The 23,637-nt window shown below is 40.3% G+C and carries 22 protein-coding genes; 12 read left to right on the top strand and 10 right to left on the bottom strand.

The window, feature by feature from the left end:
• Positions 1–48: 48 nt before the first annotated feature.
• From AACX33_RS06330 to AACX33_RS06345, 4 genes are all read right to left on the bottom strand, one after another.
• Positions 49–729, bottom strand: coding sequence for a hypothetical protein (locus AACX33_RS06330; RefSeq protein ID WP_193998172.1), 681 nt, complete (start codon positions 727–729; stop codon positions 49–51).
• The gene (locus AACX33_RS06335) at positions 722–3,139 is read right to left on the bottom strand and encodes a CHASE2 domain-containing protein (RefSeq protein WP_193998173.1); all 2,418 of its coding nucleotides are present in this window, start codon (positions 3,137–3,139) and stop codon (positions 722–724) included. Before AACX33_RS06335 ends, AACX33_RS06330 begins: the two co-directional genes overlap by 8 nt.
• Positions 3,140–3,231: 92 nt before the next feature.
• The gene (locus AACX33_RS06340) at positions 3,232–4,581 is read right to left on the bottom strand and encodes a DUF1822 family protein (RefSeq protein WP_193998174.1); all 1,350 of its coding nucleotides are present in this window, start codon (positions 4,579–4,581) and stop codon (positions 3,232–3,234) included.
• Between the two features lie 2 nt (positions 4,582–4,583).
• Positions 4,584–5,951 (bottom strand): hypothetical protein, encoded by a 1,368-nt coding sequence (locus AACX33_RS06345; protein ID WP_193998175.1) that lies wholly within the window; start codon positions 5,949–5,951, stop codon positions 4,584–4,586.
• A 371-nt stretch (positions 5,952–6,322) separates the two neighbouring features.
• On the opposite strand from AACX33_RS06345, the gene rplU reads away from it, so the two are divergent.
• Together rplU and rpmA are read left to right on the top strand one after the other, a co-directional pair.
• Positions 6,323–6,721 (top strand): 50S ribosomal protein L21, encoded by a 399-nt coding sequence (gene rplU, locus AACX33_RS06350; RefSeq protein WP_193998176.1) that lies wholly within the window; start codon positions 6,323–6,325, stop codon positions 6,719–6,721.
• A 27-nt stretch (positions 6,722–6,748) separates the two neighbouring features.
• Positions 6,749–7,030 carry a 50S ribosomal protein L27 gene (gene rpmA, locus AACX33_RS06355; RefSeq protein WP_193998177.1) on the top strand — a complete coding sequence of 94 codons (282 nt, stop codon included), beginning with the start codon at positions 6,749–6,751 and terminating at the stop codon, positions 7,028–7,030.
• A gap of 28 nt (positions 7,031–7,058) precedes the next feature.
• Here the strand turns inward: rpmA and AACX33_RS06360 are convergent, their stop codons facing one another.
• Positions 7,059–7,493, bottom strand: a complete 435-nt coding sequence (locus AACX33_RS06360) for a hypothetical protein (protein WP_193998384.1) — start codon at positions 7,491–7,493, stop codon at positions 7,059–7,061.
• 373 nt (positions 7,494–7,866) lie between these two features.
• Here AACX33_RS06360 and cruF point away from each other — a divergent pair, with 373 nt between their 5' ends.
• Both cruF and cruG read left to right on the top strand, forming a co-directional pair.
• Entirely contained in the window at positions 7,867–8,775 is a 909-nt protein-coding gene (cruF, locus tag AACX33_RS06365; protein WP_193998385.1) for a gamma-carotene 1'-hydroxylase CruF, read from the top strand.
• 87 nt (positions 8,776–8,862) lie between these two features.
• Positions 8,863–10,029, top strand: coding sequence for a 2'-O-glycosyltransferase CruG (cruG, locus tag AACX33_RS06370; protein WP_193998178.1), 1,167 nt, complete (start codon positions 8,863–8,865; stop codon positions 10,027–10,029).
• 64 nt (positions 10,030–10,093) lie between these two features.
• On the opposite strand, the gene rnhA is transcribed toward cruG, so the two are convergent.
• Complete coding sequence (rnhA, locus tag AACX33_RS06375) at positions 10,094–11,005, bottom strand: ribonuclease HI (RefSeq protein ID WP_193998179.1); 912 nt, start codon at positions 11,003–11,005, stop codon at positions 10,094–10,096.
• Positions 11,006–11,272: 267 nt separating this feature from the next.
• Positions 11,273–11,473, bottom strand: a complete 201-nt coding sequence (locus AACX33_RS06380) for a hypothetical protein (RefSeq protein ID WP_193998180.1) — start codon at positions 11,471–11,473, stop codon at positions 11,273–11,275.
• Positions 11,474–11,758: 285 nt separating this feature from the next.
• On the opposite strand from AACX33_RS06380, the gene AACX33_RS06385 reads away from it, so the two are divergent.
• The 5 genes from AACX33_RS06385 to purU all read left to right on the top strand — a co-directional run bounded on the left by AACX33_RS06385 (position 11,759) and on the right by purU (position 17,183).
• Positions 11,759–12,754 (top strand): ABC transporter ATP-binding protein, encoded by a 996-nt coding sequence (locus AACX33_RS06385; RefSeq protein ID WP_193998386.1) that lies wholly within the window; start codon positions 11,759–11,761, stop codon positions 12,752–12,754.
• Positions 12,755–13,567, top strand: coding sequence for an ABC transporter permease (locus AACX33_RS06390; RefSeq protein WP_193998181.1), 813 nt, complete (start codon positions 12,755–12,757; stop codon positions 13,565–13,567). It begins immediately after the preceding gene.
• Between the two features lie 165 nt (positions 13,568–13,732).
• A complete protein-coding gene (locus AACX33_RS06395; RefSeq protein WP_227788892.1) occupies positions 13,733–15,622 on the top strand; it encodes a GldG family protein in 1,890 nt (629 codons plus the stop codon).
• 76 nt (positions 15,623–15,698) lie between these two features.
• Positions 15,699–16,310, top strand: coding sequence for a DUF4340 domain-containing protein (locus tag AACX33_RS06400; protein WP_193998183.1), 612 nt, complete (start codon positions 15,699–15,701; stop codon positions 16,308–16,310).
• A gap of 18 nt (positions 16,311–16,328) precedes the next feature.
• Positions 16,329–17,183 carry a formyltetrahydrofolate deformylase gene (gene purU / locus AACX33_RS06405; protein WP_193998184.1) on the top strand — a complete coding sequence of 285 codons (855 nt, stop codon included), beginning with the start codon at positions 16,329–16,331 and terminating at the stop codon, positions 17,181–17,183.
• Positions 17,184–17,186: 3 nt separating this feature from the next.
• Here purU and AACX33_RS06410 read toward each other — a convergent pair whose 3' ends face one another.
• The 3 genes from AACX33_RS06410 to hisS form a co-directional block, all read right to left on the bottom strand.
• The gene (locus AACX33_RS06410; RefSeq protein ID WP_193998185.1) at positions 17,187–17,585 is read right to left on the bottom strand and encodes a nuclear transport factor 2 family protein; all 399 of its coding nucleotides are present in this window, start codon (positions 17,583–17,585) and stop codon (positions 17,187–17,189) included.
• Between the two features lie 77 nt (positions 17,586–17,662).
• The gene (locus AACX33_RS06415; RefSeq protein ID WP_193998186.1) at positions 17,663–18,670 is read right to left on the bottom strand and encodes a zinc-binding dehydrogenase; all 1,008 of its coding nucleotides are present in this window, start codon (positions 18,668–18,670) and stop codon (positions 17,663–17,665) included.
• A gap of 209 nt (positions 18,671–18,879) precedes the next feature.
• Positions 18,880–20,268, bottom strand: coding sequence for a histidine--tRNA ligase (hisS, locus tag AACX33_RS06420; RefSeq protein ID WP_193998187.1), 1,389 nt, complete (start codon positions 20,266–20,268; stop codon positions 18,880–18,882).
• Between the two features lie 565 nt (positions 20,269–20,833).
• On the opposite strand from hisS, the gene AACX33_RS06425 reads away from it, so the two are divergent.
• From AACX33_RS06425 to AACX33_RS06435, 3 genes are all read left to right on the top strand, one after another.
• Positions 20,834–21,643, top strand: coding sequence for an alpha/beta fold hydrolase (locus AACX33_RS06425; protein ID WP_193998188.1), 810 nt, complete (start codon positions 20,834–20,836; stop codon positions 21,641–21,643).
• A 75-nt stretch (positions 21,644–21,718) separates the two neighbouring features.
• Positions 21,719–22,636, top strand: a complete 918-nt coding sequence (locus AACX33_RS06430) for a DUF4437 domain-containing protein (RefSeq protein ID WP_193998189.1) — start codon at positions 21,719–21,721, stop codon at positions 22,634–22,636.
• A 121-nt stretch (positions 22,637–22,757) separates the two neighbouring features.
• Positions 22,758–23,597 carry a UbiA family prenyltransferase gene (locus tag AACX33_RS06435; protein ID WP_193998190.1) on the top strand — a complete coding sequence of 280 codons (840 nt, stop codon included), beginning with the start codon at positions 22,758–22,760 and terminating at the stop codon, positions 23,595–23,597.
• Positions 23,598–23,637: the final 40 nt, after the last annotated feature.

The raw sequence follows: 23,637 nt of genomic DNA on the forward strand, positions 1-23,637 counted from the left end.
GTGTGTACACGATAGCCTCGCTTGCGGGGAGGGGCTAGGGGTGGGGTCTTATGAAGGATTGGCTATAGCTGGATTACATAACTTCTGCACGATATCTTGACGAAATGCGATCAATTCAGCCGAAGGTTTGGGAACAGAATAGATTTGTTGTAATACATCAGACCACAAGTTATTTTCCATAAAGTAATTAGCTTTAGCCAGAGCGATCGCTTCCGTATTTGCACTCATGGCATTGAGTTGCTTTTCTATATTGTGCAAGTCGGTACTGATGCGATCGCGCTGTGGCTTCTCCATGATTTGAAATGGCACAAATTGATTAGAATTAACTGCCCATTGGTAGGTTTGACCAGGCTCTAATGGTTCGCCTGTATAGGTGATATTCTGAGTTTGATTGACTGATTGAATCCATAAATTTGCATTGCTTCTTATCGGCTGAACTGCTACCGTAGAAGCGTAACCTTGCCAAATAAATAAAGGGCGATCGCTCCAAACCATCCTATATACCCGTGGCGCATCTGGAGAAACCATACAGACTGAATTAGGAGGACGAGAACCACCGTTACGAGGTTCAACGGGAGGCTCTTTTTTATTAAATAAATTTCGATAAAGCTTCACCCATAGAGATGGTTCTGTTGTTTTTTCAGCAAGGACGAATTGCCCAGATACAACAGCTAAAGCTGTAGAAGCCACTGCTGATAAAACTAAAGTAGATACTAAAAGTTTACGCATCTTTTTTCCTGTGAAAGTTGGCAAGAATAAAGTAAAACCAAACTGTTGTAGAGGGTAAAACCCAAGGCAATAGTATAGCTGTAGAAATATAAATTTGTAAGCTAATCAGTCCGTAAACTGTTGTAATTACAGTTGGCAAGACTAACCATTGCTGGACAAATTTCTGCTTTTTTATTGGTAATAAATATAGGCTTTTGCTGAGTAATATCGCCATGCAAATTACCCAGAAATCAGGAATCGGCACAACTAATCGCCGAGTCAGTAAATGATGTGCCATGTAAGCATGAATTTCACCTCCAGTAATTAACCGATTTTTGTGATTAGAACTTTCCTGATTACGCCAGTATTTAACCGCAGGTGGTAAATCTCTGTGAAAATTATCCTCGCCATCTTCGCTAATTCCGGCTTCGTTGTATCCTCCTGCGGCAATCATCACAATTTGCTGCTGTAAACTTTGGGAACCGGCTGGATTTTCTAATAATTGCCAAGCCGGAATAGAACGATATATTTGTTGAGGAGGAATGGAAAAGTCAATAATCGGGTGCATCCACATTTGATCTAGCCAATAACTTAAAGCTGTAATTGCTTGCAAATGCGATTGTGGGAATGACACAATTGTTTGATGAGTTTTGTTACCATCCTTGAGAAAAGCGTTGATTTGTTGCAGAAAATCCGTTTGACTATCTAATTGCGGCTGGGGTGAGTTGGGAATTTGTTGTAATTCATGACTCAGTGTTAATAAACTGGAAAAATGCCAAGGCTGAGATTGCCAATCATCCATCGGAAACAATTGCATATACCAAGGCAAAATTTTAATATCACCTTGCAAACTCCAGTCTAGGCTGACAATATTAGGTAGTGCTTGTAGCCATTCACCTTTGAGATTGTGAGTAGCCGCCAAAACAAACCATGTCGGTTGGGGTGCAGAGATAGCATTTTGGATAGATTCAGCGAGGATGCGATCGCCTTGTGCTTGGGGTCGATCTAATAGATAATCAATACCAATCACCCTAGCATTATTAGCCACTAAGGCATCAACTAAACTCGCCAAATACTGACGATTCATCGGTTTGGGATTAGAGATGTTGGCTTTGATAATGGAGGCTTCATCAATTTGCACCAACAGGATGGGTGAATCGGGAACCCTGGCAATTTGATTGGTCAGTTGACGATATATAGCCTGTACCAGTATGCGCCGTTGTAATCCCCATCTTTGTAGGGGTAGAAGTAAGCTAATGGTTAAGATAAATAATAGTGCGATCGCTTCAATTCGAGTCGGTTTTAAATTTTGCGATAATTGTTTAATCCCCGATGGTTGGAGACAAAATAAATCGGCTTCTGGATGCCGGAATAAAGAAGGAATTAAATAAGCACTAGGATAGGTGAGATTTTTTTCTAACTTCAGATGTTTTGCAGCCGTTAATAATGATTCATGCACATCTTTATATGCAGCTAAAGCTTGAATAAATCGTAAGAAAAATTCCTCAGCTACGCGGTTATGAATTGGTTCTCGCATGACTGCTACTTGACTAATACCCAAATCAATGAGTTTATTAGCAATGCTTAAACCCTTACAAGAATTAAAAATTGCTACCTGTAATCCTCTTTCTTTAGCAATAGTTAATGCAGGTTCAATCTCCGTTAATAATAAAGACGTATTCGGAGCAATACCCAACTCACCACCAGTTAAATTAGTTTCATTACTATGACCTGCAAAAAATAAAATGTCCCAACCAGACGGAGAAGCGATCGCTTGCACAATTTTAGTCTTTAACTCAGCAATACTTGACTGAGATTGCAAACCAATAAAAGTCACATCCGCCAAAGAATTCAAAGAACGAATAGCCTGCTTTTCTGCCGCAAAATTTAAATTAGACTCATCCCCTAAAATCGCTAAAATCCTAGCCTTTCTAGGGGCATGATCTTGTTTTACATCAGCAATTATCCCTCGCCGATTCAAAGGCGTGCGAACAATCCAAAACTTAGTAGAATCGAGCGCAAATTCCGTACCAATTTCCCAAACCTCCCAAGGTAAACGTGCTAAATCGAGAGAATTACAAGTAAGAAAAAGATCAGTTTTAGTTGCTTGAGCTATGGTGGCTCGAATTTCATATAATTCCGCATGACGTAACCAGTGATGAAACTCATATAAAAGTTGTGCTTCCGCCTCCACCAAACGAGCGTGCCAATCAACAGGTGGTGCAGTCAAACTACCAATTTCCGCTACTCTTCCTCGCAGTTCCGTATTATAAAAACGTAAATAAATTCGTTGCCATTCCTGATATTTTAAATTGAGTGCATCAGGATAATTCAGCGTCACCCCAATCTGTTGCCCTTGCCCCCAAGACAACTCAAAATAACAAAGTTGATCAAATTGTTGAACTTTCAGATAAAAATTCGACACAACCATAATTCACCACAGATAAATAGATCACCTGACCAAATCTAGCAATCAAACTCAGAAAAAATAATCAGTTGTTACTAAAACTGTAACCAAACAAACTAAAGCGATTGCCCTGGATAAAATGTAAATGGCAGTAAGCTAATTTCCACACCATCCATTAAACTTACACTCACCAAAAACTTTTCATCCCAGTTACCAACAACACGAGTAAACAAATAACTATCACCCTGTTCTTGATTTATCCCCTGTTCCAATAAAACGCTCGTTTGGTCACTGACTCGCAATTTTAAATGGCTAGGTAAAGTATTCTGTGAAGTTGTACCTAAAACTAACAGCAATGTCCACAAATGTGAGTCACTTTCAGATAGTAAATGCCAAGTCACAGCATACAGGCGTAAAGGAATTCCGGCTAAAAGTAAATCTTGATAAGCACCCCGCGCCTGAGAGGGAATTTCTAAACCTCGGTGTTGCAGTTGGTGAATAATTTCCTCAAATTCTTCTGTCGGACTTCGCATTGCTACCGCAGGAGTGAAACTAGGTAGTAATGTCCAGGACAATTCCTGCGCTAATTCATCCAATTCATCCCACAACCAACGTCCCACATTTAAAGCTGGCTGTGTGCATAATTTGAATAAATCTTTTAAGTTGCTTGTGAGTGCAAAGTTAGGTGTTTGCTGTTGACAGTTATAAATCCAACGCAGTAATTCTGGATTAGTAAGTACAGCAGTTCCTTGTTCCCAAGTCAATACTTCCCATAGTTCCCGCTGAGATGATTGCAATTGGGGTAACAATGCTGTTAAGTTATTTTGCATTGTCGATAAAATTTGAGCGCGATTTTCAGGAATTGCTGGTAAAGCAATAGCCTCTGTCGCTAAACAACGCAAATATAACAATAAATGATTGACGTCAGAATCAAACCAATGCAAAGGTAATTGATAAGTCCAGTCTGCTTCTGGCTGTAAATTAGTTTTTGTCCGATTTTCCATCAGTTCCTGATAGGATAAAAATCCAGAAATTATAGCAGATGATTGTTCTTCGAGAACTTCTACTAATACATAAAAATGCGGGATATATTCTTGTAAATCTACGATTACTTGAGGAATTTCAATTTCGGAATCATCCAGACTACCAGTGGGAATTAAGCAAATTTTAAATTCACCTACTTGTAAGTTAGCAACAACAGGAATCACGTTAGCTAATGCAGGCTGTAAAACTGTACATTTTTCCCGTTTAATAGTGAAATTATCGACTCGTTCCTTCAGCCATTCTTCAAAAGCGAATAGCGCTAGACCATTAATATAAGTTTGCCATTTTCGCGATACATGGAAAATTTCATGACTGAGTTCCACAGCTTGAACAATTTGATCAGATGAAAGCTTAATTGCGGCTGGAGAGAAAATTTCGTAGTCTAATTGTAGCTGAGGAATGTTGCTTGATAAATTATTCATATTTATACATCCAATGAATCTAAATAACGACACAATTTTTGCGAAAATAGGCTATCGGGTAAATTATTTTTGACTGTTCGAGATTTAATTTCTGCCTCTCTAAATAAAATTGAACTTTGTGTATGCAGTATGGATGCCAACTGTTGATCAAGATTTTTTAAACATTTTGCATCAGAATAATTCCTTGCTAAATCAGTGACGCGATCGCATAGCATTTTGACAAATTCTCGTTGTACATCAGCGCGAAATTCTTTCAGCTTCATTAAGCGAGTTACTGCATCTTGCGCCCTTAAACTTAAACTCTGAGCAATTTCTGTCATTGACATTTGTTGACAATGAAATAGTTGGAGTGCTTTTAAAAAAATTTGCGCTTTATCCCCCTTCTTCCGTTGTAGCTTCTTCACCCAAGAACTCACAACTATATCTAATGCTTGCTCCAAACAAACAAAAAATTGCTCACGATATAACTGGAGAAACTCCATTTGCTCATTTTCATTTTCATCATTGTTTTCCACAGCCGCTATATCAACAGGATATTCTCTAACTTTTGGTAGACAACGACTCTGGTTATAAATGCGGTATTCTCGCAGATAAGCAGCTAGCCTCTGTAATTGTGTTATTACAGTTTCATTCTCCAGCCTTTGACCAATTTGACTTTGTAAGCTTAAAGCAATTTGCTCTAGCTGTTGAGTCGTGGGTTGAGGACATATTCCCTTATTACCTAAAGAGCATTGCTGTAATCTTTGTGATTTATAAATTTCTTGATAACTTTTTAACAGGGCTAAAAAATCTGCCCCCTCTTTAGATGTTAAAGAGTGAAAATCCCTGAGAATTTGCTGTAATTTTTTCGGGAGAGTATCATTCAAAATTGCCCAATCAGTCACCCGGTAAAGTCCCAACTCCAACAAAAATTTATTCAGTTCTGGATGCTGTTTTACCTTGATATTTATCCACGTTGCCAGATGACTTTTTTCCGGTTCAAAACTCGACAAAATTTTTCGCCCCAGGGATTGATAACTACCTGTTTGTGGAAATTTGCCATCGTCATCTAAGACATAAGGTAATAAATTACTACAATTAAAACCGTGAGCCTTGCCAAATTGGGCTTCTAGTTGCCAGCAAACCTGTTCAATTTGCCAGGAGATCAAACACAGTAGACAACGTTCTGCTAAATAGGATCTGTCAGTGGTATCAGCTCTAGATAATTGCAGCAGTTCTCGTTGCACCTTTGCATCTGGTACTCCATTTTCAGCCGTATATTCGGGAAATTGAGCCGCAAAAAATGTTTTAGCTGGAGTAATTTCCTGGATTTTTCGTTTTCCCGCAGCATCAATTGTTACTAGCTGCCAATATCTGAATGCAGTACTCATAAGCCATAAGTATTTGGAACCACCTATCAATAGCAGTATCGCCTAACATTCATTCTTAATTCCAGACTCGTATAGCTTATGCAGTTTTGGGAAAACTGAGGATAGGAAGCTGATCTTCATAGGTATAGAACTTCTCATCTCAATTTGAAAACCAGAACTTTCGCAGTAGTAGGCTCAGGCGATCGCATCCCAATAGCTATATGTTTGATATTGACTTAAGTCCAGTGAATCAAGTATAATTGCAGATTGTCTGTCTAATTCCTGCTCGGATCAGGTAGACATATAACAAAAGCTAGCAACAGCGATTGATCAAAACCAGATAAATCGCATTTAAAGCCAGCTACCTGTACGGCAACTTCAAGGACGATTCCATGACCTACGCAATTATTGAAACTGGCGGTAAGCAACTAAAAGTTGAGCCAGGTCGCTTTTACGATATTGAACTGCTCCATATCGAAGCGGACGAAAAAGTTACAATAGATTCAGTATTACTAGTACAGCACGACGGCGAAGTCACCATTGGACAGCCGTTAGTAGCAGGGGCGACTGTAGAAGGGACAGTGGTGCGGAACTTTAGAGGCCGCAAAGTCCTGGTATATAAAATGAAGCCTAAAAAGAAAACCCGCAAAAAACGGGGGCATCGCCAGGAAATCACTAGACTAATGATTGATTCCATCAACTTTAATGGTGAGGTCTTTGGTCCCGAAAACGGTGTAGCTGTTGAACTTCCCGTTATCGATGATGCCCCTGTGGAAGCTGTTGCTGAATAATAATTAAAAAAAACACAAGAGGTAATTATGGCTCATAAGAAAGGTACTGGTAGTACTCGTAACGGTCGCGACTCTAATGCTCAACGCCTGGGTGTAAAACGCTATGGTGGTCAAACTGTGCTTGCGGGAAATATTCTCGTGCGTCAGCGTGGTACCAAAGTTCACCCCGGTAACAACGTCGGTATTGGCAGCGATGACACTCTGTTTGCTTTGATTGAAGGTGTCGTCACCTTTGAAAGAAAAGGCAAATCCCGCAAAAAAGTAAGTGTTTATCCAGTTGCTGCGACTGTTGAAGCTGCTGCTGTTTAGATTTGGTTGGGTGGGTATAACCCACCCTTCACTGTTGGTAAAATCCCATGTGCAGTACTTTACCCAAGGCTAAACCTGCTAATGAAAATATCAACGTCATCAAAAAAGCTTTTCCTTGCTTATACCCAGCGGTTTGACAGTCAATTCTCGCTAAGATACCAGCAGAAATAATCAGCAAGGTATCAAGAAATAGTCGGAACCGAGCCAGCATTAAAAAAAATAAAAATGCGCCAAAAGTGGCAACAGCAAAAGACCTGAGATTTGATTGCACTAATAAACTAGAGTATTTTGATATTGCCGACCAAGGAATAGTCAAGGTACTTACTAAAAGCAAAACAGCAAGTATAAAAGTTATCCACACATACAAAGGGGCTTGTGTCTCGGATAATGCCCAACCTAATGTACCGTAGCTAAACAGTACCAGCACTAAGGAAATCCCAGGAAGTATTTTCACAATTGATATGGGGGGCTGTAGTGATTAGCCGATCAAGCTGTTATTTAGCAAGTATTAGGGTCAGCCAAACCCTGGTTTTACTTTAATTTTCTCCCCTAAAATATATTTTTGGATGGTGAACATCTGTCAGCTTACAGGTGAGACCACAAAGGCTTACTAAAAAAAGCTGTATTTAGTTAGATGGATTTCGGCTGCAATGGCTTAGACTATAGGTTTATCATCTGATTTTTATTGATGAAATCAATAAGCTGTTATGCTCTTGCCAAGAAAACTAAACCCCTTGCACCAGAATAATGGCACAAACTAGTTAAATATTTGCGTAAACATTTGTAAACTATTAACAGCCCAGTAGCTAAATGTCACATTTTGTTAAAGACTTATGATGAAACAACTTGTAATTGCGGAGCGCGTATGCCTGATTGGTCATATCGTCTCAATGGTATTCGGATTAGTCGGCATACTACTAGTTGTACCTAATGCCGAAGTGATCTTCCATTTATCTGAATTTGGACAAACCGCTATGCAGTGGAGTATGGCTGGCGGTGGTGTGGTCTATATGATCTTGGGAACAGCGGCTGTATTTTTGTATGGTTTGCGGACTTTGGGTTTGGGTAGAATTTTGGCATTCATGCTACCCGCAATATTTATTTCTTTGGGGAGTGAACTACTAGGAACCAGTACTGGATTTCCTTTCGGTCACTACAGCTATCTCAGCGGCTTGGGCTATAAAATTGCTGGTTTAGTGCCGTTCACAATTCCTCTGTCATGGTTTTATGTGGGATGTGCTTCTTACCTGCTGGCGCGTGCTGGCTTAGAAGTGGATACAAAACCTAGCTTGTGGCGACATATCTGTGCTATCGGTTTGGGTTCTTTGCTGTTGACTTCTTGGGATTTTGTGCTTGACCCAGCTATGAGTCAAACTTCTCTGCCCTTCTGGTATTGGCAACAACCAGGGCCTTTCTTTGGAATGCCTTATCAAAACTTTGTGGGCTGGTTGGGTACTGGTGCAGTGTTTATGACTGTGGCTGCTTTGCTATGGAACAACAACCCGATCAAATTTGAGCGATCGCAACTCAATATACCCTTAGTAGTGTATTTAGCCAACTTTGGTTTCGCTACAGTGATGAGTTTGGCTGCTGGTTTCACCATTCCTGTAGGATTAGGCTTTGTACTAGGTGTAGGTCCCTCTCTAGCACTGTGGTTAAAAGGATCAGCCGTATCTGCCCAAGCTGATGCCGAATCAACCACTAACGCAGTTTCAGTGGCAAATATCAAAGTTGCCTTGAAATAAAATTAGGGGACAGGAATATAACTAATACCCCATGTCCCCTACTGAATTTTTGTGTAATCACCATTTTCGTTGCAAAATACTTTTACTGTGGAAAACGCTTTAACAGTAGAAAGCGTCATAACTTTTCTATTGCTACTTATTCAAATACCAGCAACAGCGATTTTACTTTCGCGTCTGGTCAAGGGGCCAAGAAGGCATCCGCCCCTGCAACCCCAACAGCCAACACCAGAGCTTTTGGGTACTGTCAGTGTTGTTGTTCCCACGTTGAACGAGGCGCTTCGCATTAGTCCTCTGTTATCTGGCTTGAGTCGGCAAAGTTACGAAGTCCGGGAAATTATTGTGGTAGATAGTAATTCCCAGGATGGTACGCCGGATTTAGTCAAAACTGCACAGCAACAAGACCCCCGTTTTCGCTTAATCACCGATGACCCCTTACCTGCTAATTGGGTGGGTCGTCCTTGGGCGTTACATAATGGCTTTTTGCATAGTTCCGAAGCCAGTCAGTGGTTTCTGGGGATGGATGCTGATACCCAACCAGACCCTGGTCTAGTTGCTAGTTTGATCAAGACCGCAGCAGCCCAAGAATATGATTTGGTTTCCCTTTCACCGCAGTTTATCCTTCAGTATCCCGGTGAATGCTGGCTGCAACCGGCGTTATTAATGACTCTGCTGTATCGCTTTGACCCGGCGGGAATTACCACGGAACAGCCAGAACGGGTAATGGCAAATGGGCAATGCTTTTTGTGTCGCCGTTCGGTTTTAGCCGCAGTAGGTGGTTATAACAGTGCGAGGAGTTCTTTTTGTGATGATGTCACATTAGCGCGACATATTGCGGCTCAAGGCTTTAAAGTGGGCTTTTTGGATGGCGCAAAGGTGCTGAAGGTGCGGATGTATGAAGGCGCGATAGAAACTTGGAAGGAGTGGGGGCGCAGTCTGGATTTGAAAGACGCATCTCCACCTGCTCAAGTTTGGGGGGATTTATGGTTACTCTCAGCAGTTCAGGGTTTACCTTTGTTGGTTGTGCTGAGTTGCTTTTGGATTTCCTCCCATCCTCTGTTGTTGTGGCTGAATGTATTTCTGTTGGTGATTCGTTTTGCTATGCTATTGGCGATCGCACCTTCCTACGATCGCAAAAATGCTCAAGGTGGCTGGTTATTTTGGCTTTCTCCTTTAGCAGATCCCATAGCTGTACTGCGAATCTTTATATCAGCACTGCACACCCCAAAGGAGTGGCGCGGAAGGAAGTATAACTGATTGCTTGATCTGGAAGGAAGACGCGATTTATCGCGTCTCTACAAGGGAAATTACGAATTACGAATTACGAATCGTCTTCAGTTTCTAGGCGATCGCCTCTTTCTAGTTCCCAGAGAATTTGATTTCCTTCACGTCTTACCCGTGATACAATCCAGTTCCGCCAGCGCCACTCGTCTCCCCGACTAGTTACAGCACTGGCGTGGACATCCATTAAGTCTGCTAGTTCCGAACTACTAATTAAGTAGCCTTTCTCCGAAATTTCGTCAGCTATACGCAGAGTTTCCAGCAAGTTTTTGAGTTGCTTTACCCTAGTTGTAGACAGTTTTTCTTCATTTACGGCCGCAGTTTGTGCGGTGGATGTTTCCATAATGTTTATATCTGATATAAAAGTACCGTCATCTTGTGTACTTTTGTTAAGTATTGTAGAATTAGATGCATAATCAGCTACTTTTTCTACATTTTCTTCACTTAAAGAATGTAAAGATTTGTAGGAATCAGTAGCGGATAATTCTTGTAGAGAAGGGATTTGACCGCTTGCATAGGAGCGAGCGATCGCATCACAACGCTCGTTACCTATGTTACCAGAATGTCCCCGGACGTGTTGCCAATTTACTTGGGAAGTATTGAGTTGATCGAGAAGTTCTAAAAGGTCTTGGTTCTGGACAGGTTTACCGTCTGCCTTTTTCCAGCCTCTTTTTTTCCATCCTGGTAACCACTTAGTCACGCAGTTAATCAGGTATTCGCTATCGGTATAGAGAGTGATGGGTTCAGCTTGTCCAGATGTGTGGAAGAAATTTAAAGCTGCGATCGCCGCTTGCATTTCCATTTTATTATTAGTCGTATAGCTGGCAGCATCACCCATTTCGTGAATTTTGCCATCACTGAAATAAGCGACAACACCCCAACCCCCAGGGCCAGGGTTCCCAGTACAAGCGCCATCGGTGTAGATGCTTTGAATTTTGCGTTGATTAGACATAGTGAAGATATCGCACTGCATTGATATGCAGGGAAAATTTAGCGGCGTAAGATGCGAAGCAATATATAGGTTAACGCTGCAAAAATCAATCCTATACCTAAACTGACGCAAAGACTTTGGCTAGTGGCGATTCTAATACCTGCGATCGCCATTGTATGATTTAGAGTGCGATCGGCTTGAGGGGGCTTTCCTGCGGAACGCCCATCCCATCTCCGGAAGCCAATCGTGTATAAGATGTTGTTAGGGGAAGATAACTTTTAGCAGGGCTTATTGAATTGCCAAATCTAAAATTGGTTCTACATAATTCAAAGCCTGTAAAATTTCTGCTATTCTTGTCCGTTGGTCAGGATGATTTATCTGTAATTTTATACCTTCAATACCACCCAAAACATCTGACCATTCTGAGGTTTGATTTTCGCCATTAAGGACTGCATCATATTTTCCCTGTGGCTGCGGATTATTCAACATTAGTTAATACATAGATTTTAATATTTTATTGTATTAAATATACCATCATTGCTTTGTAAGGGTAAATTAGTGATGGCTACTTTGAGCAACTGCCAAAGCTCCTTGAGCATCTGCCGCAACCATGTATTGCATTACTCATATATTTTAGCGAATTTGCTGATTTTTAGTCATCCCAAAAATCCCAGCCCCCGGAAATCTGAGAATCACAGCACCTTATCCCAGTCCAAATCTGTCCATGATCTAAGATGATTGAGTATTGTATATCTGAGCGATCGCCTAATCAAGATGATTGAAGTAGAACATCTCAGTAAAACCTATGGTTCTACCCCAGCTATTAATGATGTGACATTTAGCGTCGAACCTGGGGAAATTTTGGGGTTTTTAGGGCCGAATGGTGCTGGTAAAACTACAACCATGCGGATTTTAGCCGGTTATCTTCCAGCCACAGAGGGAAAAGCGAGAATTGCTGGGTTTGATGTCAATGATGATTCCCTCGCAGTCCGCCAACGCATTGGTTATTTGCCTGAGACACCGCCGTTATATCCAGAAATGACCGTGGAAGGGTTTTTACATTTTGTCGCCCGAATTAAGGGTATTTCCGCAGGCGATCGCACCAACAAGGTAACAGCAGCCATAGAACGCTGCAACTTAGAAGATAAGCGTAAAGTCATTATTCGCAAACTATCCAAAGGATATCGCCAAAGAGTCGGCATTGCTCAAGCGATCGTCCATGACCCACCGGCGATTATTTTAGATGAACCCACCGTCGGACTTGACCCCCGACAAATTATTGAAGTCCGCAATTTAATTAAAAGCTTGGCTGGGACTCACACAATTATTTTGTCTACCCACATTTTGCCAGAGGTGAGTATGACTTGTAGCCGGGTCGCTATTATCAATCAGGGGAAATTAGTAGCAACTAATACACCAGAAAATCTGATGACCCAGTTGGCCAGCGGGTCAGGATATGAATTAGAAATTGAAGGTGACACTGGTCTAGCAAAACAAGTGTTGCAAAATGTCCCAGGTGTGAGTCTGGTAGAATCTGTTTCTAGTCATCACCCATCGAGAGACAACCGCGCCTACCTGCGGGTGATATCACAACCTGGAATGGAACCAGGACAGGATATTGCTGCAACTTTGCTGAATGTCGGATTTGGATTACATGAAATGCGACGTGTCAGCGCTACCCTAGAAGATGTATTTTTGCAATTGACTACAGAAGAAAAAAATTTAGAATCCCTTGCAGACTCAGAAACCAACGAAGGAGAAGCCGCATAAATGGGTATAGTACTGAGTAATATTATTGCCATTTATCGCCGAGAGTTACAGAGTTATTTTATCTCGCCGTTAGCTTATGCGATCGCTAGTGTATTTTGGTTCATCGGTGGATTATTCTTTGTGATGATTTTGCTGGGGCCAGATGGAATTTTGTCAGCCGTCGCCCAAATAGATTTACAAGGACAACAACTAGGCGTACCAATACCGCCCATCGATGTTCCCTACGAGTTTGTGCGGGCATTTTTGGATAGATTAGGTTGGCTATTGTTATTTATTTTGCCAATTCTCTCAATGGGACTTTATGCCGAAGAACGCAAGCGCGGCACTTTGGAACTTTTAGCCACCTCACCAGTCACTAACTGGGCGGTAGCTGTAGGTAAATTATTAGGAGTGCTGACATTTTTTACCACGTTGATTATACCCTTGTTCGTATTTCAGGCGATCGCCATCAGTGCGTCAAATCCTCCCATGTCGCCGACAATTCCCCTACTGGGACATTTGGGCTTAATCTTGCTAGCAGCCGCAATTTTATCATTAGGAATGTTTATATCCTCCCTCACCGACAGCACAATTTTATCTGCTGTCCTCACCTTCGCCCTCGTTTTATTGTTATTGTTTGTTGATGTGATTGCCAAAAGTATAGGTGGGCCAGTCGGAGAAATTGTAGGTCATTTCTCATTATTAAAACATTACAATACCCTGATCCAAGGGATTTTCGATACCAGCGCCTTGATTTTATTTACCAGTTACATTTTTTTGGGCATCTTTCTCACAGCCCAGTCAATTGACGCACTGCGCTTTCAACGTCGGTAGTTAGTAGTTAATTAAATGACCGTACCAATTTTAGATTTTAAATTTTGGATTTTGGATTTTGGATTAACGGATTTTTTCACTTTCAATCTAAAATATTCGTTGCGCTGGGTACGCTTCGCTAACGGCAATCTAAAATCCAAAATTGTTTAACTAATGACAAATAGCATGAAGACTATCAAAACAAACAAACTTGGAAAATATTTATTTTGGCTAGGCCCCTTTTTACTGGCTGTGGGCTTAACCTCTGGATTAGTTTCGGGAAACTGGGGAATTATTCCCTTAGTCTTTCTGATTATGGGAACTGTCATCAGTGGTTTGTGGATAGTATTGCAAAGTCAGCGAAATCAATGGTGGAATCGCCGTTCTACTCAAGCTAGTACTAATGCCTTAATTGCAACCGTCGCTGTCTTCGTAATTTTAGGCTTAATTAACTTTTTAGGTACTCGCTACAACCTGCGTCAAGACTTAACAGAAGCCCAGTTATTTACCCTAGCCCCTCAATCAAAAGAATTAGTACGTAGCTTACCCCAATCAGTGAAAGTATGGATATTTGATGTTAATAGAAATCCCCAAGACAGGGAACTATTAGAAAACTATCGGCGACAAAGTGCAAATTTTCAGTTTGAGTATATTGATCCCCAAGCGCAACCGACCCTAGCAAACAAATTTACTGTGAAAAACTATGGGGAAGTTTACCTGGAATCTGGAGATAACCGCCAATTAGTACAAACCTTAAATGTCAATGAACGCTTGTCAGAAGTTAGATTAACAAATCGTCTGCAACAAATTACTAATACAACCACTACTTCAGTTTATTTTCTCCAAGGTCATGGCGAACAAGTGATGACATCTGGTGAGGGGGGAATTTCACAAGCCATTCAGTCCTTAGATGATAGAAATTACATTGCATTACCACTGAACTTAGTAGAAAAATCCCAAGTTCCAGAAGATGCAGATGTTGTTGTAGTAGCTAGCCCCAAACGCGAATTATTTGATAACGAAGTCAAAGCCTTGCAAGATTATCTCAATGGTGGTGGGAATGCACTATTAATGATTGACCCCAATACAGAGACTAATCTCAACAGCTTGCTACAAGAGTGGGGTATTAACTTGGATAATCGTTTAGCCGTGGATGTTTCTGGGACAGGTGTGGGACTTGGCCCGGCTGTTCCCCTGGTCACCAATTACGGACAACACCCGATTACAAAAGAGTTTGGTGATGGTATTTCCTTTTATCGATTAGCAAGACCTTTAGAAATTAATCCCGTAGCTGGGATTGAGGCTATTTCTCTACTGCAAACTAAACCTTATCCTCAAAGTTGGGCGGAAAGTGACCAGAAAAGCGAAAAATTAGATTTTGACCCGGAAACAGACAACCCCGGTCCTTTGACTTTGGGTGTGGCTTTGACTAAAACAATCCCAGCCACAACTAACCCCACACCCTCAGCTTCACCCACACCATCGCCCACAATCGAAGGTGAAACTAACCCCACGCCTTCACCCACACCATCGCCCACAATCGAAGGTGAAACTAACCCCAGTCCTTCACCCACACCATCGCCCACAATCGAAGGTGAAACTAACTCTACTCCCTCAGCTTCACCCACACCAACACCATCACCGACAATCGAAGGTGAGACTAACCCTACGCCTTCACCCACACCATCGCCCACAATCGAAGGTGAAACTAACTCTACTCCCTCAGCTTCACCCACACCATCGCCCACAATCGAAGGTGAGACTAACCCCACTCCCACAACCGCAGAAAAGCCTGAAGAACCTCAGATTGAGTCACGGTTAGTAGTCATAGGAGATTCAGATTTTGCCACTGATGGCTTATTTCAACAGCAACTGAATGGAGATGTGTTTCTCAACTCAGTTACTTGGTTGAGTCAACAAGACCAACAACCCCTTTCAATTCGCCCCAAAGAAGAAAAAAATCGCCGAATTAATTTGAACATCGTACAAGCGAATCTTCTAACATTGTCGTCTTTGTTATTAATACCTCTAATGGGGTTAGCAACTGCGGCGATTATCTGGTGGCGACGGAGATAATTAAAAAGTAAAAAGTAAAAAGTAAAAAGTAAAATTATCTACTTTTTACTTTCATTGAACTTAGTATTCCTTAAAGATGAAATTACCAAAAACAACTTTAATTTTAATATTGCTAGCGCTGGGTTTGGGTGGTTTTGTTTATTTCTATGAAATTCAAGGTAAAACTCAGCGAGAAGAAGTCAAGACACAACAACAGCAAATTTTCTCCTTTACAGAAAATGATATCCAGTCATTAACAATCAAAACCAAAGATATCAGCCTGAATTTACAACGTAACACTGAATCAGAAGCTTCTCAGTGGTTGCTGACATCTCCGACAACAGAACCAGCAAATGATGCTATCGTTGCTTATTTAACGGATTTGTTAGTTAAAGGTCAAAGCGATCGCACTTTATCAACTCCAGCTAATCAACGAGAAGAATTTGGTTTAAATCAACCACTGGCAACTATTAATATTAACCTAAAAAATCAAAAAACTCATCAGCTAATTTTGGGTAAATCTAACTTTAACGGTACTTTTTTGTATGCTCAAGCTGATTCTGCAACTCCACAAAATGGTACAATAAATGTCCTACTGGTATCTACAAATTTTGCAAATGCCGTAAATCGGCAACTATCAGAATGGCAACAACCTGAAGATACAAGTGAGGCTGAAATAATTCCAGAAAATGAAACAATTAAAAATTAAAGATTAAGAACTGGTTACATGACCAATCCCACCGCCACTTTGCTCATTTCCTGTCCTGACCGTAGAGGATTAGTTGCCAAATTTGCCAATTTTATCTATGCTAATGGCGGAAATATTATCCATGCAGACCAGCATACAGATTTTGCAGCTGGATTATTCCTGACTCGGATTGAATGGCAGTTAAATGGATTTAATTTGCCAAGAGAATTGATTGCTCCGGCATTTAATGCGATCGCACAACCTTTAGATGCTACATGGCAACTGCACTTTTCCGATACTATACCACGTATTGCCATTTGGGTAAGTCGGCAAGACCATTGTTTATTTGATTTAATTTGGAGACAACGCGCCAAAGAGTTTGCAGCGGAGATTCCTTTAATAATTAGTAATCATGCTAACTTACAGGACGTAGCAGAGCAATTTGGCATTGATTTCCATCACATTCCTATCTCTAAGGATAATAAAGCCGAACAGGAAGCGCAACAACTCGAACTACTAGAAAAATATCAAATAGATTTGGTGGTGTTGGCGAAATATATGCAAGTTGTCAGTGCAGATTTTATTGACAAATTTCCCCAAATCATTAATATTCATCATTCATTTTTACCAGCTTTCGTAGGTGCAAATCCCTATCACCGAGCATTTGAACGTGGTGTGAAAATTATTGGAGCAACAGCCCACTATGCTACTGCTGATTTAGATGCTGGCCCAATTATTGAACAAGATGTGGTGCGAGTCAGTCACCGCGATGAAATAGATGATTTAGTTAGAAAAGGTAAAGATTTGGAACGAGTGGTATTAGCAAGAGCCGTGAGATTGCATTTACAAAATCGGGTTTTGGTATATACTAATAGAACAGTAGTATTTGAATAATTCTTAATAAGATTTACCATCACTACCAAAATATTCGCGATAGCCAGAAATTTTCTCTCCACGCACATCAAAAGAAACCGCTACCCGATTTTTGTAAGGCTGATTGAATAACAGTCCCTCATCACGAAACTCAAAAACAACAGTTGTGGCATTACTGGTAACGGAGTCTAAAGAAGTTAGCTGAAGACCGGAATTAAAGGATTGCGAAACATATTGAAAAAACTCTCTGGCGCGGTCTTTGCCCTCATTTAACCCGTGAAATTTGCCCATTGGGAACCAAAAGGTAAAATCTTCTGTAAGCATATCTAAAAACGCTTCCCAGTTCCCTGTGGCTAAACCGTGGGTAAAATGTTCAAATGCTTTTTCAGCAATTTTTAAAGTGTTTGCTGTGTCTTCTGTCATATTCACCTCTAATTAAGGAGATACATTATGTTATCTCGTGAAGTGATTATTCCCAAGGAAATGCAAATTATTGATAGCTAAAATTTCACAACTACTTTACCGCAGTTCTGACCACTCAGTAGATATTCCACAGCAGAAGAGATGGACTCTATACCTAAGAATTGCGTCGGGTCAACAGCAACTTTTAATTTATCTGTGTAGAAGAGATTTGATAGGCGATCGCTAGCCTCGGCCAAATGTTGACTATAATGAGGCATGAGAAAGCCACGGACAGAAGCACCTTTCCAAAATAACTGCTGATAAATGCGGGGTTGGGTAACTGGTTCTGGCTGCTTCGCATATTCAGAGATAAAACCCACCACCACTAAACGTCCCCCCACAGCTAAGTTATCAACGCAGGTATCAAAAACATCTTTACCCACACACTCAAAAATCAAATTAATGCCATTGGGGTATTCTTGTTTGAGGACTTGGTTGAGATTTTCTTGACGATAGTTGATAATGCGATCGCACCCTAATTCTCTAAGTAACTGTGCCTTAGTATCAGAACCACAAGTACCAATCACATGATTACCCGCTAGCTTCGCCAACTGTACAGCAATATGACCAGTCCCACCAGCCGCAGCCGTCACCAAAACAACTTCGTCACTCTTCATCTCACCGACTTGTTCCAGTGCAACCAAAGCTGATACACCTGTAGGCATTAAAGTTAACACCTCTGGTCTGGATTCACGCACCTTAAATGCTAATTTAGAATCTACAGCCTGATATTCACGATAACCACCACCACGGCCAATAGTTTGTACTGTATCACCAACAGTAAAATCTGAAACATTTTCTCCCACAGCTACTACCTCTCCCACCGCTTCCACACCCACATCAAATGGGGGAGTTAAGTTAGCAAAAGGAACTTCACCACGACAAAGCAAAGTATCAAAACCGCCATTAACACCCGCAAATTGGTTACGAATTAAAACTTCGTTAGCTGTAAGTTCAGGGATAGGAACCTCCACAACTTCCACAGATGATTTAAAATCTGCACTCAACCGTTTAGCAATTAGCTTTTTGTAAATTTTTGCCTGCATAAAAACTTAATACAATATCCTTGTAAAAAACCAAGCCTTTCACTTGCGTCAAAATCTCCCCTCTCCTTAGTAAGGTTGGGGGTGAGGTTCTGTATTTTATTAAATCCGCATTCCTTATCTAAAAATGCTTTTTTAACGAGGTTTTTCATACAACTTAAAAAATCTTCCTTTGCGCCTCTGCGCCTCTGCGTGAGAAAAAAAGATTTCATTTACCCAAGCCTATTTTTAATTTCCCCAGCCAAACTTTCCAATTTAACCTCTATTTGCTCACCTGACTTTAAATCTTTAAGAGATGACTTTTGCGCTGCGGCTTCCTCAGAACCAATAATTACGCAGAATTGAATTCCTTGTTTATCAGCAAGTTGAAATTGTTTACCCAATGGGCGTTTATCAAAATTAGTCACAACATTAAGTCCAGCCCGACGCAGATTTTGAGATACATTTAAATAAAGAGGCATCAAATCTGCTTGCATATTCACCACCATTACTTGCGCTGGTGTAGCAGACAAAGTATTAAGAATACCAGCTTTTAACAAACGACTAATTAACCGAGTCAAGCCAATAGAAATACCCACACCAGGCATTTTCTCACCTAAAAAAGTCCCGACTAATTCTTCATATCTGCCGCCAGAACAAATACTTCCTAAAGCTTCATGTCCTAATAAACTTGTTTCATAAACTGTCCCCGTATAATAATCAAGACCACGCGCAATAGATAAATCAATACAAAACCGATTTTCAGATACTCCCAGATTACGCACACCTGTAATCACAGTTGCTAACTCAGTTACTCCCAAATTGAATTGCTCTGCCTCTGGGAGATTTTGAGCAAGATGATTGAGCTTATCTAATACCTGATCAACCGTGCCATTAATGCTAATAAAATCGATTATTTTTTGAGTTTGTTCAGGGATAACTCCTTCCGTTTCTAACGCTTGTTTAACTTTAGCTTCCCCAATTTTTTCTAAGTTATCAATAATGCCAATACAAGATTTAATTTTAGTTTCGTCAATTCCCACAGATTGGAAAAAACCTGTTAGAATTTTACGATTATTGATCCGAATCAGAAAATCACCAATATTCACAGCTTCAAATATTTCGGTGATAATTGCCGGCATTTGAGCATCATAGAGTAAACTGAGTTCACGTCGGGCAACTACATCAATGTCGCACTGACGGAATTGACGAAAACGTCCATCTTTTGCCCGTTCTCCCCGAAAAACTACATCCATTTGGTAACGGGCAAAGGGAAAAGTTAATTCATTCAAATGACGCGCAATATAAGCTGCTAAAGGCACAGTTTGGTCGAACTTTAAAGCTCTAGCTTCTGAACCTGTTTCGCCGGCTTTCTCTTTCTCCGCTTGGCGATTTGGTGGCAGGATTGGGTCAATACCATAAATGATATTATCACCTTGGTTGCCCTTAGCTTGCAGCACTTCTAAACGTTCAACTGCGGGTGTTTCAATGGGGGTAAATCCGTAGCTTTCAAACACTCTGCGAATATTATCTAACAAGTATAATTCTAAGCGCTTTTCACTAGGGAGAAATTCTGGAAATCCACTCGGAGTTGAAAAGTTTATTTTGTCACCTTTTACCATGCTTTTACTTTGTTAACTATCAGTTTTAGAGTTTAAATTATAGCGCCTTTTTGGATGAATCAGAAAATTCATGAGGAACGTATTGCTCAAGCGATCGCGTAGCACATATAGCCGTTCCTAATCACATGAGGTATATTATAGTCCCCTCCTCGCTTGCGGGGGCTACGGTGTACACACATCCTGAACTAAAGAGATTTTCCAGTCCTAAAAACAGAATTTAACTGTAAATCCGGTTCCCCTCCTCGCTTGCGGGGAGGGGCTAGGGGTGGGGTCTTAGAATTTACCGACTTGTGTGTACACGGTAGGGTTGTAGGGAGAAGCACACATAGAAAGAATAAAGGAAATAGGATAAATTATTTGTGTACCCTGTGGGAAGCCACTTCTCGTGAAGTCGATGAATGCGTCTAAATAAACCTTTAGACGTTCCCATTTAAGGACGAGGCGGCGGTATTTACGTTAATACCAAGCAAAACACCGCTCTTGCAGAAATCTAGTCACTTTGCTCAGTGCATTCTAGACTATTCGTGATAGGTTAAGATCAAGCCCATGAACTGATAAATATAGTATGAATAAACCAATCAAACGAGCTTTTTTAGATACTGAAGATGGGCAGATTCTTTACCGTATTAGTGGCGAAGGAAATCCCCTACTTTTACTTCATCAAAACTTCAGAAGTGGTGATGAATTTCGCGAATTAATCCCAATATTGACTCAGAATCGGCTAGTTATCGCTATGGACTTATTAGGGCTAGGAGATTCCGATAAACCTCCAAGAATGTACTCAATTGAGGATTACGCAAAGACTGTTATTTTACTACTGGACGAGTTAGGAATAAAAACCACAAGTATTCTTGGGAACCATACTGGTGCTTGTATAGCAGCAGAAGTGGCAGCAGCTTATCCTGAGCGAGTTGAAAAAATTATATTATGTAACATAGATAACTTTAGTGAAGAAGCAAAAGCAGCTTTATCGAAGAAATTTGAAAATCTTAATATACAAGAAGATGGTTCCCATCTCATGCAAAGATGGTTAGCAAGAGCAAACTATGTAGGTTTTGCTGAGTTAAATCACCGTTGGATTTTAGACGATTTAAAATGTTTTGGCTATCCTTGGTATGCACCTTTCGCTGTTATCGACTACTGCCAAAGAATGGAAGCTAGATTGCGTTTAATTAAGTCTCCCACCCTAATATTGTCTGGTACGGAAGACGTAAAACAATTAGAAAAATTAGGTTTTGCTAACGCAGATAATAGGGAGTTCATTTTAACCGCAATTCCTCATAGCCACTTCATTGATATTGAAGGCGGAACTATCTGCATGATGAACCAGATGCCTGAAGAAATAGCAAAGGTAGTAATTGATTTTCTAGAATAAAATTGAGTATAAGTGATATAAAATTAGCTTTTTAAAGAAATATAAGCACTAATTCAAAGGTATGGAGAATGTGAAATGGTGGGTAAAGAGAATGAAAATTTTAATTTCGCAGAAAAAGATCAAAGTGATAATTTTTTAAATGTAGCGTCTGTAAAAGAAGATTGGGGCGGAGATAGTAGCGGACGCTTGAACCTATCGGGAAGAAGCACGGCAATATCGAAAGAGTATGTACCTCGTCAATATCAATTTTTCAATACAAATACTGTGTTAGAAGAAGAATGGCGAATCAGTGGAATGCCAGACAAAGTACTACCAGGAAGAAGAAGATTACTGACTTGGCATGACTGTGGCGCATCTACTTCAAGAGTAGTGCTACCGCCCAAATTTGCAGCGCCATCTGGTATCTTTACCGCTGATTTAGAAATTTTTATACTTGCTGGTGAAATTCAAATTGGTGAATGGCGACTAGATAGACATTCTTATTCCTTTATTCCCGCAGGGGTAAGAGTAGAATCTTGGAAAGTTTTAGGCGCAGAGCCAACGGAAATCCTTTGGATGGAAAATGGACCTGTTCCACTTAAATACCAATATGCAGAAACCAATCATCCAGATGCGAGAATAAGTGAATTTATTCCAGCTTTGGATAGTAAATTATTACCTTGGGGTCAGACAGAGACAGTTCAATTTGAAATAGCAAAAAAGAAGTTTTTAAGGAAACATAATAATGGGGGTGGAACATGGCTACTTGCCATCTTGCCACATTATGACGGTCACTATGGAATCATTCAATCATACAATGAAGAGGCATACGCTTTAGCTGGATATTGTGATATAGGAAATTACCGTTTTGCAAAAGATCATTTAGGTTATTGTCCCAGTTATAACACTACTTCTAGACACAGAACAGTTGATGGATATTTATCTTTTATCAGAGTTGATAGGGATATATCCCAACTTGGAACAGTATTGTCATATGCACATATTAATGACTAGGAATTTTAAGTAACAAGATTTCTGGGACTTCCATAAAATAAAACAGTCCATACTCCAGTTATATCCAGGCTCACAGAAAGCTGGTATAATGCAATTGAGAGTTAGGTATATTTGGTAACTTGTGTATAGTTCTTCTAAAGCCATAAACCGCATCTATAAATTTATTGAGTGTTGGCTTTTATACTCAAATATTATTTTGGCTGTAACTGCGGTGGGGTGGGCTTTAAGTATTGAAATGTTAATACAGCGACAATATGACCTCCCTGTCTTGGTGCTTATATTTGCTCTGACATTCTTGATGTACAACCTTGACCGAATTACGGATTCTTCTAATGAAGATGATCAAGCTAATATGCAAGAAAGAACACGCTGGATATCTCAACACCAACAGACACTACGTTTTTTAATGATTGGCGCAGCTGTAATAGTTGCGATACTACTTATTTTACGTCCAGCAGCAATACCACCTATTCTTAGTGGCATTGGATTTGCCTTTATATATAGTATGAAGATACTCCCTGGTGGTAAAGCACCTAAACAGTTACCCGGTTTAAAAATTCCTTACGTTGCTATTCTCTGGGCTATCTTAAATATTGGTATTCCGCAAGCCGTAGCAGGTGTATGGAATGGTCGTCTCCCATTATTGACTATAACCTTTTTCTGTTTTGTATCTGCACTAATCAATTTAAATGATATTCGTGATATTCAAGGTGACAGTTTAGTAGGGACTAAAACTCTAGCTGTTATTTGTGGTAAAAAGACAGCAAAATTTATTTCTATTTTTTTAGCAGCAATTGGTGGGTATGTCGCAATAGAACTAAATAGTTTAGGTTTCTTTTTAGTCGCTGGTTATATTATAATTCTGACGCTAATTTATCGAAAAAAAGCTGATAGAGCCTTTCGCTGGTTAATTGAGGGAGCGGGTATAGTTGCTTGGTTGGCAGTATTTTACACAAGCTAAGTAAAATTTTCTTACTAAAATATTTAAAGGCTTTGGAAAT

The organism is Nodularia sp. LEGE 04288 (genome assembly GCF_963896525.1).
Taxonomy (GTDB): domain Bacteria; phylum Cyanobacteriota; class Cyanobacteriia; order Cyanobacteriales; family Nostocaceae; genus Nodularia.

What these genes read in the sequence shown, in the direction of transcription:
- AACX33_RS06330 (WP_193998172.1), bottom strand. Translation starts at nt 729, where the DNA reads ATGCGTAAACTTTTAGTATCTACTTTAGTTTTATCAGCAGTGGCTTCT.
- AACX33_RS06335 (WP_193998173.1), bottom strand. Translation starts at nt 3,139, where the DNA reads ATGGTTGTGTCGAATTTTTATCTGAAAGTTCAACAATTTGATCAACTT.
- AACX33_RS06340 (WP_193998174.1), bottom strand. Translation starts at nt 4,581, where the DNA reads ATGAATAATTTATCAAGCAACATTCCTCAGCTACAATTAGACTACGAA.
- AACX33_RS06345 (WP_193998175.1), bottom strand. Translation starts at nt 5,951, where the DNA reads ATGAGTACTGCATTCAGATATTGGCAGCTAGTAACAATTGATGCTGCG.
- rplU (WP_193998176.1), top strand. Translation starts at nt 6,323, where the DNA reads ATGACCTACGCAATTATTGAAACTGGCGGTAAGCAACTAAAAGTTGAG.
- rpmA (WP_193998177.1), top strand. Translation starts at nt 6,749, where the DNA reads ATGGCTCATAAGAAAGGTACTGGTAGTACTCGTAACGGTCGCGACTCT.
- cruF (WP_193998385.1), top strand. Translation starts at nt 7,867, where the DNA reads ATGAAACAACTTGTAATTGCGGAGCGCGTATGCCTGATTGGTCATATC.
- rnhA (WP_193998179.1), bottom strand. Translation starts at nt 11,005, where the DNA reads ATGTCTAATCAACGCAAAATTCAAAGCATCTACACCGATGGCGCTTGT.
- AACX33_RS06380 (WP_193998180.1), bottom strand. Translation starts at nt 11,473, where the DNA reads ATGTTGAATAATCCGCAGCCACAGGGAAAATATGATGCAGTCCTTAAT.
- AACX33_RS06385 (WP_193998386.1), top strand. Translation starts at nt 11,759, where the DNA reads ATGATTGAAGTAGAACATCTCAGTAAAACCTATGGTTCTACCCCAGCT.
- AACX33_RS06390 (WP_193998181.1), top strand. Translation starts at nt 12,755, where the DNA reads ATGGGTATAGTACTGAGTAATATTATTGCCATTTATCGCCGAGAGTTA.
- AACX33_RS06395 (WP_227788892.1), top strand. Translation starts at nt 13,733, where the DNA reads ATGAAGACTATCAAAACAAACAAACTTGGAAAATATTTATTTTGGCTA.
- AACX33_RS06400 (WP_193998183.1), top strand. Translation starts at nt 15,699, where the DNA reads ATGAAATTACCAAAAACAACTTTAATTTTAATATTGCTAGCGCTGGGT.
- purU (WP_193998184.1), top strand. Translation starts at nt 16,329, where the DNA reads ATGACCAATCCCACCGCCACTTTGCTCATTTCCTGTCCTGACCGTAGA.
- AACX33_RS06410 (WP_193998185.1), bottom strand. Translation starts at nt 17,585, where the DNA reads ATGACAGAAGACACAGCAAACACTTTAAAAATTGCTGAAAAAGCATTT.
- AACX33_RS06415 (WP_193998186.1), bottom strand. Translation starts at nt 18,670, where the DNA reads ATGCAGGCAAAAATTTACAAAAAGCTAATTGCTAAACGGTTGAGTGCA.
- hisS (WP_193998187.1), bottom strand. Translation starts at nt 20,268, where the DNA reads ATGGTAAAAGGTGACAAAATAAACTTTTCAACTCCGAGTGGATTTCCA.
- AACX33_RS06425 (WP_193998188.1), top strand. Translation starts at nt 20,834, where the DNA reads ATGAATAAACCAATCAAACGAGCTTTTTTAGATACTGAAGATGGGCAG.
- AACX33_RS06430 (WP_193998189.1), top strand. Translation starts at nt 21,719, where the DNA reads ATGGTGGGTAAAGAGAATGAAAATTTTAATTTCGCAGAAAAAGATCAA.